The following is a 13,235-nucleotide window of genomic DNA, read 5'->3' on the forward strand; positions in this document are numbered from 1 at the left end:
ACGCCCGGTTACATTCCGAACCCGGAAGCTAAGCCTTACAGCGCCGATGGTACTGCAGGGGGGACCCTGTGGGAGAGTAGGACGCCGCCGAACAATCTTTGGGAAGGACCCCTGGTCACCAGCGTTCAGCTGGGACCAGGGGTCCTTTCGTTTTTAGAATGCTTGCGGTACCGAAGACAGGAGTCACCATGTCCACCAACTCTCCCGACGATCGACCGGAGCGCGACCAGCGCCGACGGGACAGTGGTGACCGCGGCGACCGAGGGGACCGGGGGGATCGCCGAGGATTCCGCAGCGACCGCGGTGACCGTGGTGGCTACCGGCGGGACAGCGAACGCCGTGACGACCGGTCCGGTGGGCCTCGCCGGGACAACGACCGTGGTGGCTACGGGCGTCGGGACGACCGTCGAGGTGACGACCGAGGCGAGCGTGGCGGCGATCGCGGTGGTTTCCGGCGTGACGACAGCCGCGGCGGCTACGGCGGCCGGCGCGAGGGCGACCGTGGGCCGCGTCCGGCGTTCCGGCGTGACGACCGGCCCGGTGGGCCGCGCCGCGACGACCGGGACCGCGACCGTGGCTTCCGTCGGGACGGGGACCGAGACCGCCCCGCCTTCCGTCGAGATGACCGCCGCGACGACCGCAGGGACGACCGTCGCGACGACGACCGTGGTGGCTACGGTCGTCGCGATGACCATCGCGGTGGTTACGGTCGCCGAGACGACCGTCGGGGCGATGACCGCGGCGACCGCGGTGGCTTCCGCCGTGATGACCGTCGCGACGACCGCCGTGATGACCGTCGTGGCGACCGCCGTGATGACCGTCGCGACGGGGATCGTGGTGGCTTCCGGCGGGATGACCGGGACCGTGGCTTCCGTGGCGACGACCGCGACCGTGGCTTCCGCCGGGACGACCGGGGTGAGCGTGGCGATCGCGGTGACCGTGGTGGGTTCCGGCGCGACGAGCGTCATGGCGAGGACCGTGGGGACCGTGGTGGATTCCGGCGCGACGAGCGTCGGGGCGACGACCGTGGGGACCGCGGTGGGTTCCGGCGTGAGGACAGCCGGCGTGAGGACAGCCGGGGTGAGCGCGGTGGGTTCCGTGGGCGGGACGACCGTGGAGGCCGTGGGTTCCGGCGTGACGACCGGGGCGGACGCCCCGGCGGGTTCCGTGGCCGCGACGACCGGCGCGACGACCGGCGCGGCGGTGGCCGGTTCCGTGACGAGCGGGACCGTGACCGCGACCGCGAGCCGATCAAGCGGCTGCCGATCCCCGAGGACGTCACGGGCGACGAGATCGACAAGGACGTACGGCAGGAGCTGCAGAGCCTGCCGAAGACGCTTGCGGAGGATGTCGCCAAGAACCTGGTGATGGTCGCCCGGCTCATCGACGAGGACCCCGAGGGTGCGTACGGCTACTCCAAGGTGGCCCTGCGGCTCGCGTCGCGCGTTGCCGCCGTACGGGAGGCCGCTGGGTTCGCCGCGTATGCCAACCAGAAGTACAGTGAGGCGCTCGCCGAGTTCCGGGCCGCTCGGCGGATGACCGGCAACACCGACCTGTGGCCCGTCATGGCCGACTGTGAGCGTGGGCTCGGGCGGCCCGAGAAGGCGCTGGACATGGCCGGTGCGCCCGAGGTGCAGAAGCTGGACAAGGCCGGGCAGGTCGAGATGCGGCTCGTCGCGGCCGGCGCCCGGCGTGACATGGGGCAGCTGGACGCGGCCATCGTGACGCTGCAGAGCCCCGAGCTGGCCTCCAACGCCGTACAGCCGTGGACCGCGCGGCTGCGGTACGCGTACGCCGACGCGCTGCTTGCCGCCGGGCGGCAGGGTGAGGCGCGGGAGTGGTTCGCCAAGGCCGTCGAGGCCGACAAGGACGGCAGCACGGACGCCTCCGACCGGCTCGCCGAGCTGGACGGTGTCGAGTTCGTCGACGCCTTCGACGAGACCGAGGGCGAGAACGAGGACGACCGCGGCGACGAGCAGGATCAGGCTCGGCCCGATGAGGGCGACAAGGAGTGAGCGACGCTTGAGGTGAGGGGCGGGATCCCAGGAAGGGGTCCCGCCCTTCGGCGTTTCAGGCGGCCCGCGGCGTTCAGAGGTCCAGGGCGCGCAGGACCAGGCCCGAGGCCGGCTTCGGGCCGAACGACGTCGACTTGCGGGGCATGGTGACGCCCTGGCGGGCGAGGTCGCGTACGACGTCCTCGCGGACCGGGTGCATCAGGACGGCCGTACCGCCGTCGCGTTCCGCTTTCCGGACGGTGGCGGCGGTGTCGTGGATGTAGGCGATGCGGGTCGGGTCGTCCTCGGGGATGTGCCAGACGTGGGCGAGGAGTGTGGCGTGCAGGACCGTCGCGTCCAGGGTGCGCCAGGCGGCCGGGCGGTCTTCGGGGACCGTACGGGCGAGGAGGGTGGCGTCCGGTTGGTCGACGAGGTGGAAGGCGCCGTCTCCGGCGAGGAGGTAGGCGTTGCCCGAGCAGGCCGCGTCGGCCAGCGTCTCCAGGGCCTCGGTGAGTGGGACGTCGAGGCGGCGTACGCGGAACAGGCCGTCCAGGGCCGCCAGGGCGTCGTGTACCGGCAGGCCGTGCAGGAGGCGGTGGATGGCGCGGACGCGGAGGGGGTAGCGGGCTGTGTCGACCAGGAGGACCAGGCCGTAGTCCCAGGCGCTGGGGGAGGGGTGCTCCGCGCGTAGACGACGGTACGTCGCCCAGCGGTGGTGGCCGTCGGCGATCAGGGCCTGGTGACGGGCGAGGTCGGACTGGACGCGGGCCAGTTCGGTGGGGTCGGTGATCGACCACAGGCGGTGGCTGAAGCCGTCCTCCGTGGTGGTCGCCAGAAGCGGGGGGCGTGCGACCGTGCGCTCGATGACGGCGGTCGTGTCGGCTGCCGTGCCGTTGCCGCGGTAGGTCAGGAGCAGGGGTTCGAGGTTCGCTGACGTGGCGCGCATCAGGGCCGCGCGGTCGGCGACCACGTGCGGCATGACGTCCTCGTGGGGCAGGACCAGGCCCTCCGTCGGCTCCGTCACGCGCAGGGCGCCGATGACGCCGCGCTGCAGCATGCCGTCGCCGTCGTGCTGTTCGTAGACGTAGAGGCCGGGCTCGGGGTCGGTGGTCAGGACGCCTTCGGACAGCCAGCGGCGCAGGGTCTTCGCGGCCTGTTCATTGCGGGCGCCGGGCGTGCCGGCCTGGGGGAGGATCAGGCGGACGATGTTGTGCGGGTCCGCGTCCTGGAGGTGATGCAGGCCGTCGGGGCGGACGACGACGTCGTACGGAGGGGATGTCACGGCGGCAAGGCTGCCGACCCGGTCGGGGTCGTAGCGAAGCCCTCGGAACGGGGTGAGTTCGAGGCCTCGGCGCGCCGTTGCTTCCGGGTGACCTGCTGTGTTCATCCCGGCATCGTACGGGTGTCAGTGGCATGGGGGATGATCGGGGGAAAGCCGTCGAACGAGGAGCGATGCGGAATGAGCCAGAGCGTCAGGACGAGGCCCGAGGGCAGTGGCCAGGCCCTGAGCGAGGCGTACGACACGGCGCTGCTCGACCTCGACGGTGTGGTGTACGCGGGAGGCAACGCGATCGTGCACGCCGTGGAGTCGCTCGCCGCGGCCCGTGCGGGCGGGATGCATCTGGCGTACGTCACGAACAACGCCCTGCGGACTCCGGGCGCCGTGGCCGCGCATCTGACGGAGCTGGGGATACCGACGGGGGCGGACGACGTCATCACCTCGGCGCAGGCGGTCGCGCGGCTGATCAGTGAGCAGGTGCCGGCGGATGCCCGGGTGCTGGTGATCGGCGGCGAGGGGCTGCGGGTGGCGCTGCGGGAGCGCGGGTTGGAGCCCGTGGAGTCGGCGGAGGACGATCCGGCGGCGGTCGTGCAGGGGTACGGCGGGCCGGAATTGCCGTGGGGGCGGTTCGCGGAGGCCTGTTACGCCATCGCGCGCGGGGTGCCGTGGTTCGCGTCCAACACCGACCTGACGATTCCGAGCGCGCGGGGGATCGCGCCGGGCAACGGGGCGGCGGTAGAGGTCGTACGGATAGCCACGGGCGCCGAGCCGCAGGTGGCGGGCAAGCCGTTGCCCCCCATGCACCGGGAGACGATCCTGCGGACCGGCGCCGAGCGGCCGCTGGTGGTCGGGGACCGGCTGGACACGGACATCGAGGGGGCGTTCAACGGGGACGTCGATTCGCTGCTGGTGCTGACCGGGGTGACCGACGGCGCCCAGCTGCTGGCCGCGCCGCCGCAGCACCGGCCGACGTATGTCGACGCCGATCTGCGGGGGTTGCTCACCGGGCAGCCGGAGGTCGTCCAGGACGGGGGCGGCTTCCGGTGTGGTGGCTGGACGGCTGCCGCCGGGGTGGAGCGGCTGGAACTCGACGGCGACGGTTCGGGCTTGGACGGGCTGCGGGCGCTGTGCGCGGCGGCCTGGACCGTGGCCGGAGAGGGCTCGTGTGCGCTGGACGCGGGGAAGGCGCTGGCGCGGCTGGGGTTGTGAGTCGTCGTACGGCTCCGTGAGTCGTCGTACGGCTCCGTGAGTCGTCGTACGGCCCCGGAGTGAGAGCGGGCGCGCTCGCGTCAGCGCTGGTCGTCGCAGCGGGATCGTGGCTGAATGGGAGGGTAGGCTAACCTAACTGCGTGTTGGTCGACAGTCCTCCCGAACAGCGCGCGGAGCCCGAGTCCGCGCCCCCAACCCGACGGGCGATACGTGCCGTTGGGCTGCTCGTCTCTGTCCTGATTCTGGTGGTCGTCGCGTCGGCGAGCATCGCGATCGGGGCGAAACAGCTGTCCCTCGGGGAGGTCTGGCACGGCTTGTTCGAGGCCTCCGGGACCTACGGCGACGTCGTCGTCGACGACCGGATCTCGCGCACCGTTCTCGGACTGCTCGCCGGTGCCGCCCTCGGCCTCGCCGGGGCCGTGCTACAGGCCCTCACCCGCAACCCGCTCGCCGATCCCGGCCTGCTCGGCATCAACGCGGGCGCGTCCGCCGCCGTCGTCACCGCCATCACCTTCCTCGGCGTCACGAGCCTGAGCAGCTATGTCTGGTTCGCCTTCCTCGGCGCGGCCGCGGTCGGGGCGATGGTCTGGTTCCTCGGCGGCAGCCGGGGTGCCACGCCGGTGCGGCTCGCGCTGGCCGGTACGGCGATCAGCGCCGCGCTCTACGGCTATCTCCAGGCCGTGATGATCATGGATGACGCGGCGCTCAACAAGATGCGCTTCTGGACGGTCGGTTCGCTGTCCTCGGCGACCGACGAGACCATCACCCAGGTGCTGCCGTTCCTCCTCGCGGGCACGGTCCTCGCGCTCGCCCTCGCCCGTCCGCTGAACGCCATGGAGATGGGCGACGACACCGCCAAGGCCCTCGGCGCCCATCTGAACCGCACCCGGGTCCTGTCGATGCTCGCCGCGACCGTGCTGTGCGGGGCCGCGACCGCCGCCTGCGGGCCGATCGTGTTCGTCGGCCTGATGGTGCCGCACGTCGTACGGTCCTTCACCGGACCCGACCTGCGCTGGATCCTGCCGTACGCGGCCGTCCTGTCGCCGGTGCTGCTGCTCGGCGCCGACGTCCTCGGCCGGATCGTCGCCCGGCCCTCCGAGCTCCAGGTCGGCATCGTCACCGCGATTCTCGGCGGGCCGGTCTTCATCTTTCTCGTACGACGGCGGAGGACGGCACAGCTGTGAGGACCGCAGTGAAGAACGACGCCAAGGACGGCGCCAAGAGCGCGTCGAAGAGCGAAGCGAAGACCGCAGGGAAGCCCGCGGGAAAGGCCGGCCGTGCCACGCGTGCCGTGCGGATCCCGGGTGGGCTCTCCGTGCGGCTGGACGTCCGGGCCCTGACCGTCGTCGTCCTGCTGCTGGTCGCCGCGCTCGCCGCGAGCGTCGTGCTGATCGGCACCGGCGACTTCCCGATCCCGGCGGGTGACGTGCTCAAGTCGCTGCTCGGCGACGGCAACGCGGGGCAGGAGTTCATCGTCAACGAGCTGCGGCTGCCGCGGGTCCTGGTCGGACTCCTGGTCGGGGCCTCGCTGGGCCTCGGCGGTGCGCTGTTCCAGGCGCTGTCCCGCAACCCGCTGGGCAGCCCCGACATCCTCGGCCTCGGGCAGGGCGCCACGGCCGGGGCGCTCGTGGTGATCGTGCTGTTCTCCGGGAACGCCACCGAGGTCACCGTCGGCGCGCTCGTGGGCGGACTCGGGACCGGGCTCGCCATCTACCTGCTCGCCTGGAAGCGGGGCGTGCACGGTTATCGACTGGTCCTGGTCGGCATCGGCATGTCCGCGATCATGACGGCGGTCAACGGCTATCTGCTGACCAAGGCCGACCTGGTCGACGCCGCCCGCGCGGTGGTGTGGATGACCGGATCCCTCAGCGGCCGTGACTGGGCTCAGGTCTGGCCACTGCTGTGGCTGTGCGCCGTGCTCGTACCCCTCGTCCTCGGCAATGCGCGCGAGCTGCGGATGATGGAGATGGGCGACGACGTCTCCTACGCCCTCGGAGTGCGCGTCGAACGCGTACGGCTGCTGCTGATGCTGTCCGCCGTGCTGCTCACCGCGGCCGCCACCGCCGCCGCCGGCCCCGTCAGCTTCGTGGCGCTCACCGCCCCGCAGCTCGCCCGGCGACTGACCCGCTCGCCCGGGCCGAACCTGCTGCCCTCCCTGTGCATGGGCGCCGCCCTCCTCGTCACCGCCGACTGGATCTCCCAGCGGGTCTTCGGTGCCGACCAGCTGCCCGTGGGCGTGGTCACGGGCGTGCTCGGCGGCGTGTACCTGCTCTGGCTGCTGGTCACCGAGCGCAGGGCGGGCCGGATATGAGCGCCGGCAGCGGCGGCGAGGGCCGCAGCAGCGAGAGCCTGAGCAGCGGGCCGAACAACGCGCTGAACGACCGAAGGAGCACTGTGAACCGCCTGTCCGCCGACAACGTCACCCTCGCCTACGACCAGCGCGTCATCGCCGAGCAACTGTCGGTGGAGATACCCGACAACTCCTTCACTGTGATCGTCGGCCCGAACGCGTGCGGCAAGTCCACGCTGCTGCGGGCGCTGTCCCGGATGCTCAAGCCCAGCCAGGGCCGGGTGCTGCTGGACGGGCAGGTCATCCAGTCGATGCCGGCGAAGAAGGTCGCGCGCACGCTGGGGCTGCTGCCGCAGTCGTCGATCGCGCCCGACGGGATCACCGTCGCCGATCTGGTCGGCCGCGGCCGTTACCCGCACCAGGGCATCCTGCGCCAGTGGTCCACCGAGGACGAGCGGGTCGTACAGGAGTCCATGGAGCAGACCGGCGTCGCCGAGCTCGCCGATCGCTATGTCGACGAGCTGTCCGGCGGCCAGCGGCAGCGCGTGTGGATCGCCATGGCGCTCGCCCAGCAGACGCCGCTGCTGCTGCTCGACGAGCCGACGACCTACCTCGACATCCAGCACCAGATCGACGTCCTCGACCTGTGCGCCGAGCTGCACGAGGAGCAGGGGCGGACGCTGGTCGCCGTACTGCACGACCTCAACCACGCCGCCCGGTACGCCACGCACCTCATCGCCCTGCGCGGCGGGAAGATCATCGCCGAGGGCGCGCCGAACGACATCGTCACGGCCGAGCTGGTCGAGGAGGTCTTCGGGCTGCGCTGCCAGGTGATCGACGACCCCGAGACCGGGACGCCGCTGGTGGTGCCGGCGGCGCGGAAGGCACGCGCGGAGGTGAAGGTGGCCGCTACAGAAGCTTCCTGAGCAGCAGCAGGTCGCGCACGCCCGCGTGCAGCTTCACCCGGCCCGACCCCCAGGCCCTGGCGAAGTGCAGCTCGCCGTCGACCAGGGCGACCAGGTCGTCGCCGGTCATGCTGAGTCTGATCTGGGCCTTCTCGCGGGGCGGGCCCTGGAACGTGTCCTGGACATGGATCCGGCCGCCCGCCATGCGGCCGGCGAACGTGACGTCCAGGTCGGTGATGTGGCAGCTCACCGAGCGGTCCAGGGCCGCGGCGGTGCGGGCGTCCCCTTCGGCACGCTGCATGTTGTCCGAGAGCTTCTCGAGTGCGGCGCGGCACTCCTCGATCGTGGCCATCGCGATCGACGGTACCCCAGCGGTTCGGGGTAGCGTCTGGGCATGAGCGACACAGTTCCGGAAACGGAGATCCCGGAGGCCGGGATCCCGGGGGAGGCGACCGAGGCGGCGGCCGAAGCGGAGGCCGAGTTCTCGGTCGAGCCCGAGCACGACCCTGCCGCGCCCGCCCCGCTGAACATCCCCCGCACTCCCACCGGCAACGCCGACGTCGACGCCCAGCTGGAGCGGCTGGGCGATGCCGACCACCTCGCCACCGACGGGCACATCGAGGTGTACGAGGATGTACATCGGGGGCTGCGCGACGCGCTCACCGCGCTCGACGCCCGCCCGGGACCTCCGGCGCCCTCACCGTCGTACGGGAACAGGAGCTGAACCGAACGTGGCAGGAGTCGCACGTCGCCGTCTGGACGCGGAGCTGGTCCGCCGGAAGCTCGCGCGCTCGCGCGAGCACGCCAGCCAGCTGATCGCCGCCGGCCGGGTCACCGTCGGCAAGACCGTCGCGACCAAGCCCGCCACGCAGGTGGAGACCGCGGCGGCGATCGTCGTCGCGACCGACGGCAGTGATCCCGAGTACGTGTCGCGGGGCGGGCACAAGCTCGCGGGTGCGCTGGAGGCCTTCGTACCGCAGGGGCTCCAGGTGGAGGGGCGGCGGGCGCTGGACGCCGGGGCGTCGACCGGGGGATTCACCGACGTGCTGCTGAGGTCGGGAGCCGCGCATGTCGTCGCCGTCGACGTCGGATACGGACAACTCGCCTGGACTCTCCAGAGTGATGAACGCGTCACCGTCAAGGACCGTACGAACGTACGCGAGTTGACGCTCGAAGCGATCGATGGGGAACCAGTGGATCTAGTCGTGGGGGATCTGTCCTTCATCCCGCTCGGACTGGTGCTGCCCGCCCTGGTGCGGTGCGTGAAGCCGGACGCCGACCTGGTGATGATGGTCAAGCCGCAGTTCGAGGTGGGGAAGGAACGGCTGGGGAGCGGCGGGGTCGTCCGCAGTCCTCAGCTGCGGGCCGAGGCCGTGCGCGGCGTGGCCGACAAGGCGTGGGAACTCGGGCTCGGGGTGAAGGGCGTCACGGCCAGTCCGTTGCCCGGACCCTCCGGGAATGTCGAGTACTTTCTGTGGCTGCGTGCCGGGGCGCCCGCTCTGGACCCGGCCGACGTTGACCGAGCAGTTGCGGAGGGGCCGCGTTGATGCAGAACCGAGCTCGTACTGTTTTCCTGCTGGCCCACACCGGGCGGCCCGCCGCCATCCGCAGTGCCGAGCTCGTGGTCAAGGGGCTGCTGAGGTCGGGGATCGGTGTGCGTGTGCTGGAGGCGGAGGCGCAGGATCTGCCTCTGCCGGACGAGGTGCAACTCGTCAAGGAGGCGACCCCGCAGTGCCTCGACGGGTGCGAGCTGCTCATCGTGCTCGGCGGTGACGGCACGCTGCTGCGGGGCGCCGAGTTCGCCCGGGCGTCCGGGGTGCCGATGCTGGGTGTCAACCTGGGGCGGGTCGGGTTCCTCGCGGAGGCCGAGCGCGACGATCTCGACAAGGTTGTCGACCGGGTCGTGACCAAGGCGTACGAGGTCGAGGAGCGGATGACCGTCGACGTCGTCGTGCATCAGAACGGCAACGTCGTGCATACGGACTGGGCGCTGAACGAGGCAGCCGTGCAGAAGGCGGGCGCCGAGAAGCTGCTCGAGGTCGTGCTGGAGATCGACGGGCGGCCGGTGACGGGGTTCGGGTGCGACGGCATTGTGCTGTCCACGCCGACAGGTTCTACGGCGTATGCCTTCTCCGCGGGTGGGCCTGTGGTGTGGCCCGAGGTGGAGGCGCTGTTGATGGTGCCGATCAGTGCGCATGCGTTGTTTGCGAAGCCGTTGGTGACGTCGCCGGATTCTGTGCTGGCTGTGGAGGTTCTGCCGCATATCCCTCCGGGGGTTTTGTGGTGCGACGGGCGGCGGACTGTGGAGTTGCCGCCGGGGGCGCGGGTCGAGGTGCGGCGGGGGGCTGTGCCGGTGCGGCTGGCTCGGCTGCATCACGCTTCGTTCACCGATCGGTTGGTTGCGAAGTTCGCGTTGCCGGTATCCGGGTGGCGGGGGGCGCCTCATTAGCGGTTGGTGGGGGATGGATCCGAAGCGTCGGCGGCTGCGGGTGGTCTGTGGCTGGTCGCGCCCACGCGGCGGAGCCGCACATTGAAACAGCCCCGCGCCCCTAGGAACCTCCACTCGCCTGGGTGACATGTGAGGCCGATACACATTCGTCACCTGGACCTTCACATGACTGGGACCGGGGGCCGTCGCACTCCCCGGTCCCGACCTCGTAAGGTCGTGTCCGTGTTGGAGGAGATGCGGATACGGTCGCTCGGAGTCATCGACGATGCGGTCGTCGAGCTGTCGCCGGGGTTCACCGCCGTCACCGGTGAGACGGGTGCGGGCAAGACCATGGTGGTCACCAGCCTCGGGTTGTTGCTGGGTGGGCGTGCGGATCCGGCGCTGGTGCGGATCGGGGCCGAGAAGGCTGTCGTGGAGGGGCGGGTCACCGTGCCCTCGGACGCGTCGGTCGCCGTGCGCGCCGAGGAGGCCGGGGCCGAGCTCGACGACGGGGCGCTGCTGATCAGCCGTACCGTTTCCGCCGAGGGGCGGTCGCGGGCGCACCTGGGTGGGCGGTCCGTTCCGGTGGGGGTTCTCGCCGAGCTCGCCGACGAGCTCGTCGCCGTGCACGGGCAGACCGACCAGCAGGGGCTGCTGAAGCTGTCCCGGCAGCGGCAGGCGCTCGACCGGTACGCGGGGGACGCCGTCGCCGGGCCGTTGGCCAAGTACGGCGAGGCCTACCGGCGGTTGCGGGCCGTGTCCGTCGAGCTGGAGGAGATCGTCACGCGCGCGCGTGAGCGGGCCCAGGAAGCCGACATGCTGCGGTACGGGCTCGACGAGATCGCGGGCGTGGAGCCGCGCGCCGGTGAGGACACCGAGCTCGCGGAGGAGGCGGAGCGGCTCGGGCATGCTGAGGCCCTGTCCTCGGCCGCCACGGTCGCTCATGCCGCCCTCGCCGGCAATCCCGAGGACCCCGAGGGCATCGACGCCGCCACGCTCGTCGCGGGCGCTCAGCGTGCCCTGGACGCCGTGCGGTCGCACGATCCGGCGCTGGCCGCGCTGGCCGACCGGATCGGCGAGATCGGGATCCTGCTGGGCGATGTCGCCGGGGAGCTGGCGGGGTACGCCGACGACCTGGACGCCGACCCCCTGCGGCTGGCGGCCGTCGAGGAACGGCGGGCCGCGCTCGGCGCGCTGACGCGGAAGTACGGCGAGGACGTCGCCTCGGTGCTGGCCTGGGCCGAGCGCAGCGCTGCGCGGCTCACCGAACTGGACAGCGACGACGAGCGGATCGAGGAGCTGACCGCCGAGCGGGATGCGCTGCGGGCCGAGTTGGGCGGGCTGGCGCAGGCGCTGACCGATGCGCGGACGGATGCCGCCGAGCGGTTCGCCGCCGCCGTGACCGCCGAGCTGGCCTCGCTCGCCATGCCGCACGCGCGCGTGTCCTTCGCCATCCGGCAGACCGAGGATCCGGAGGGGGTCGAGGTCGGCGGGCGTACGGTCGCGTACGGGCCGGCCGGCGTCGACGAGGTCGAGCTGCTGCTCGCCCCGCACCCTGGTGCGCCGCCTCGGCCCATCGCCAAGGGCGCGTCCGGTGGTGAGCTCTCGCGCGTGATGCTCGCCGTGGAGGTCGTGTTCGCGGGGACGGATCCTGTGCCGACCTATCTCTTCGACGAGGTCGACGCCGGTGTCGGCGGCAAGGCGGCGGTCGAGATTGGGCGGCGGCTGGCGCGGCTCGCGAAGACTGCGCAGGTCGTGGTCGTGACCCACCTTCCGCAGGTGGCGGCCTTCGCCGACCGGCAGTTGCTGGTGGAGAAGACCAACGACGGGTCGGTCACCCGGTCCGGCGTGAAGGTCCTCGAAGGCGAGGACCGGATCCGGGAGCTGTCCCGGATGCTCGCCGGCCAGGAGGACTCGGAGACCGCCCGGGCGCACGCGGAGGAACTGCTGGCGACGGCTCGGGCGGACATGTAGCGGGCTGCTGCGCTCTGCGAGGGGCGGCGCTGGCGGCCGGGGCGCGGGGCGGGTCGCCGGGGCCGGGGAGGGCTGGGCTGTCATGGCGGCCCGGCTTGACGGTCGGGGTCGGGGTCGGGGTCGGTAGTTGTGGCCGGGTTTGGCGGTCGTGGCCCGGGTCGGTGGCTGTAGGTCGGCTTGGCGGTGGTGGCTGGCGCCGATGGCTGGGGCTGGGCTTGGCAGTGGTGGTTCGAGGTCGTTGTGGGGCGGTCGTGGCTCAGGTCGCTAGCTGTGGGTCGGCTTGGCGATGGTGGCTGGGGTCGGTAGTTGTGGACTGGATTGGCGGTCGTGGCTCGGTCGGCAACTGGGGCCCGGATGTCAGTGCTGGTCCGTAGGGTGGCCGCATGATCGAACGTGCCCCCAGGACCACCGCCTTCGGCCTCTCCGCCGCCCTCACCCGCGCCACCGTCGCCGCCCTGCGTGCCAAGGCGCCCGGTGGCCGGGGCCGTTGGGAGCGGAAGAACTATGCCGGCCGGACCGTGGAGTTGTACGCCGGTGCCGCTTCCGCCCTGGCGGCCGCGGTCGGGGCCGGACGCGTGCGGCCGGCCGCCGGGGTGGCCGTGGCCGTCGCCGGAGCCTGCGGGGCGTACGACGACGTCGCCGGGGCCGGTGATCCCCGGCGTGGGTTCCGGGCGCATCTCTCCGCCCTCCGGGACGGCGAAGTCACCAGCGGCGCGGTCAAGTTGATCGGGATATCCGCCGCGGGGCTCGCCGCGGGGGCGTTCCTCAAGGAGCGGCCCGTGGACAAGCTGCTCGCGGGCGTGGTGATCGCCGGGGCCGCGCACTTCGTCAACCTCCTGGACGTGCACCCGGGCAGGGCCGCCACCGCGGTGCTCGCGCTCGGCGCGCCGGGGCTGCTCCGAGAAGGGCCCGGCGCCCGGATCGCCGCCACCGCCATGGGTGCCGCCGCGGCCGTACTGCCGGACGACCTCGGTGAGCGGGCGATGCTCGGCGACACCGGTGCCCATGCGCTGGGCGCGGCGCTGGGCGCCGCCGTCGTCGCCGGGAACAGCCGGGCAGGCCTGGTCGCGCATGCCGCCGCCCTCGTGGCAGCCGCGGTGTACGGCGACAAGGTGAGCGAGGCGGCGGGTGGGCTGGGCGGCCGGTGAGACGAAGG

General features: G+C 72.1%; 13 protein-coding genes and 1 rRNA gene. 11 read left to right on the plus strand and 3 right to left on the minus strand.

Annotated features, from left to right (window positions below):
• A 5S ribosomal RNA gene (gene rrf, locus ACZ7L6_RS33680) occupies positions 1-93 on the plus strand; the annotation flags it as partial.
• A gap of 32 nt (positions 94-125) precedes the next feature.
• Here the strand turns inward: rrf and ACZ7L6_RS33685 are convergent.
• Entirely contained in the window at positions 126-968 is an 843-nt protein-coding gene (locus ACZ7L6_RS33685; protein WP_471930897.1) for a hypothetical protein, read from the minus strand.
• A 291-nt stretch (positions 969-1,259) separates the two neighbouring features.
• Between ACZ7L6_RS33685 and ACZ7L6_RS33690 the strand changes: the two genes are divergently transcribed.
• Complete coding sequence (locus ACZ7L6_RS33690; RefSeq protein WP_471930879.1) at positions 1,260-2,015, plus strand: tetratricopeptide repeat protein; 756 nt, start codon at positions 1,260-1,262, stop codon at positions 2,013-2,015.
• Positions 2,016-2,088: 73 nt separating this feature from the next.
• Here the strand turns inward: ACZ7L6_RS33690 and ACZ7L6_RS33695 are convergent, their stop codons facing one another.
• Positions 2,089-3,381, minus strand: coding sequence for a DUF1015 domain-containing protein (locus tag ACZ7L6_RS33695; protein WP_471930553.1), 1,293 nt, complete (start codon positions 3,379-3,381; stop codon positions 2,089-2,091).
• A gap of 72 nt (positions 3,382-3,453) precedes the next feature.
• Between ACZ7L6_RS33695 and ACZ7L6_RS33700 the strand changes: the two genes are divergently transcribed.
• The 4 genes from ACZ7L6_RS33700 to ACZ7L6_RS33715 all read left to right on the plus strand — a co-directional run bounded on the left by ACZ7L6_RS33700 (position 3,454) and on the right by ACZ7L6_RS33715 (position 7,698).
• Entirely contained in the window at positions 3,454-4,482 is a 1,029-nt protein-coding gene (locus ACZ7L6_RS33700) for an HAD hydrolase-like protein (protein WP_471930555.1), read from the plus strand.
• A 140-nt stretch (positions 4,483-4,622) separates the two neighbouring features.
• Positions 4,623-5,666 carry a FecCD family ABC transporter permease gene (locus tag ACZ7L6_RS33705; RefSeq protein ID WP_471930557.1) on the plus strand — a complete coding sequence of 348 codons (1,044 nt, stop codon included), beginning with the start codon at positions 4,623-4,625 and terminating at the stop codon, positions 5,664-5,666.
• Between the two features lie 107 nt (positions 5,667-5,773).
• Positions 5,774-6,793, plus strand: coding sequence for a FecCD family ABC transporter permease (locus ACZ7L6_RS33710; protein WP_471930881.1), 1,020 nt, complete (start codon positions 5,774-5,776; stop codon positions 6,791-6,793).
• Positions 6,790-7,698 (plus strand): ABC transporter ATP-binding protein, encoded by a 909-nt coding sequence (locus ACZ7L6_RS33715; protein ID WP_471930559.1) that lies wholly within the window; start codon positions 6,790-6,792, stop codon positions 7,696-7,698. Before ACZ7L6_RS33710 ends, ACZ7L6_RS33715 begins: the two co-directional genes overlap by 4 nt.
• Here the strand turns inward: ACZ7L6_RS33715 and ACZ7L6_RS33720 are convergent.
• Entirely contained in the window at positions 7,682-8,029 is a 348-nt protein-coding gene (locus ACZ7L6_RS33720; protein WP_471930561.1) for a sterol-binding protein, read from the minus strand. The genes ACZ7L6_RS33715 and ACZ7L6_RS33720 overlap by 17 nt on opposite strands.
• A 42-nt stretch (positions 8,030-8,071) precedes the next feature.
• Here ACZ7L6_RS33720 and ACZ7L6_RS33725 point away from each other — a divergent pair, with 42 nt between their 5' ends.
• The 5 genes from ACZ7L6_RS33725 to ACZ7L6_RS33745 all read left to right on the plus strand — a co-directional run bounded on the left by ACZ7L6_RS33725 (position 8,072) and on the right by ACZ7L6_RS33745 (position 13,227).
• On the plus strand, positions 8,072-8,401 hold the full coding sequence (locus tag ACZ7L6_RS33725) for a hypothetical protein (protein ID WP_471930563.1): 330 nt from the start codon (positions 8,072-8,074) through the stop codon (positions 8,399-8,401).
• 7 nt (positions 8,402-8,408) lie between these two features.
• The gene (locus ACZ7L6_RS33730; protein ID WP_471930565.1) at positions 8,409-9,224 is read left to right on the plus strand and encodes a TlyA family RNA methyltransferase; all 816 of its coding nucleotides are present in this window, start codon (positions 8,409-8,411) and stop codon (positions 9,222-9,224) included.
• Entirely contained in the window at positions 9,221-10,126 is a 906-nt protein-coding gene (locus ACZ7L6_RS33735) for an NAD kinase (protein WP_471930567.1), read from the plus strand. The genes ACZ7L6_RS33730 and ACZ7L6_RS33735 overlap by 4 nt, the downstream gene beginning before the upstream one ends.
• A 234-nt stretch (positions 10,127-10,360) precedes the next feature.
• A complete protein-coding gene (gene recN, locus ACZ7L6_RS33740; RefSeq protein ID WP_471930883.1) occupies positions 10,361-12,079 on the plus strand; it encodes a DNA repair protein RecN in 1,719 nt (572 codons plus the stop codon).
• A 383-nt stretch (positions 12,080-12,462) separates the two neighbouring features.
• Positions 12,463-13,227, plus strand: coding sequence for a hypothetical protein (locus ACZ7L6_RS33745; RefSeq protein ID WP_471930569.1), 765 nt, complete (start codon positions 12,463-12,465; stop codon positions 13,225-13,227).
• Positions 13,228-13,235 lie beyond the last annotated feature (8 nt).

Source organism: Streptomyces sp. NPDC107522 (assembly GCF_055657525.1).

Bases quoted from the DNA above. Each gene is read 5' to 3' on its own strand.
- ACZ7L6_RS33685 (WP_471930897.1), bottom strand. From the start codon at position 968: ATGACGCTCGTCGCGCCGGAACCCACCACGGTCACCGCGATCGCCACG.
- ACZ7L6_RS33695 (WP_471930553.1), bottom strand. From the start codon at position 3,381: ATGAACACAGCAGGTCACCCGGAAGCAACGGCGCGCCGAGGCCTCGAA.
- ACZ7L6_RS33700 (WP_471930555.1), top strand. From the start codon at position 3,454: ATGAGCCAGAGCGTCAGGACGAGGCCCGAGGGCAGTGGCCAGGCCCTG.
- ACZ7L6_RS33715 (WP_471930559.1), top strand. From the start codon at position 6,790: ATGAGCGCCGGCAGCGGCGGCGAGGGCCGCAGCAGCGAGAGCCTGAGC.
- ACZ7L6_RS33720 (WP_471930561.1), bottom strand. From the start codon at position 8,029: ATGGCCACGATCGAGGAGTGCCGCGCCGCACTCGAGAAGCTCTCGGAC.
- ACZ7L6_RS33725 (WP_471930563.1), top strand. From the start codon at position 8,072: ATGAGCGACACAGTTCCGGAAACGGAGATCCCGGAGGCCGGGATCCCG.
- recN (WP_471930883.1), top strand. From the start codon at position 10,361: ATGCGGATACGGTCGCTCGGAGTCATCGACGATGCGGTCGTCGAGCTG.
- ACZ7L6_RS33745 (WP_471930569.1), top strand. From the start codon at position 12,463: ATGATCGAACGTGCCCCCAGGACCACCGCCTTCGGCCTCTCCGCCGCC.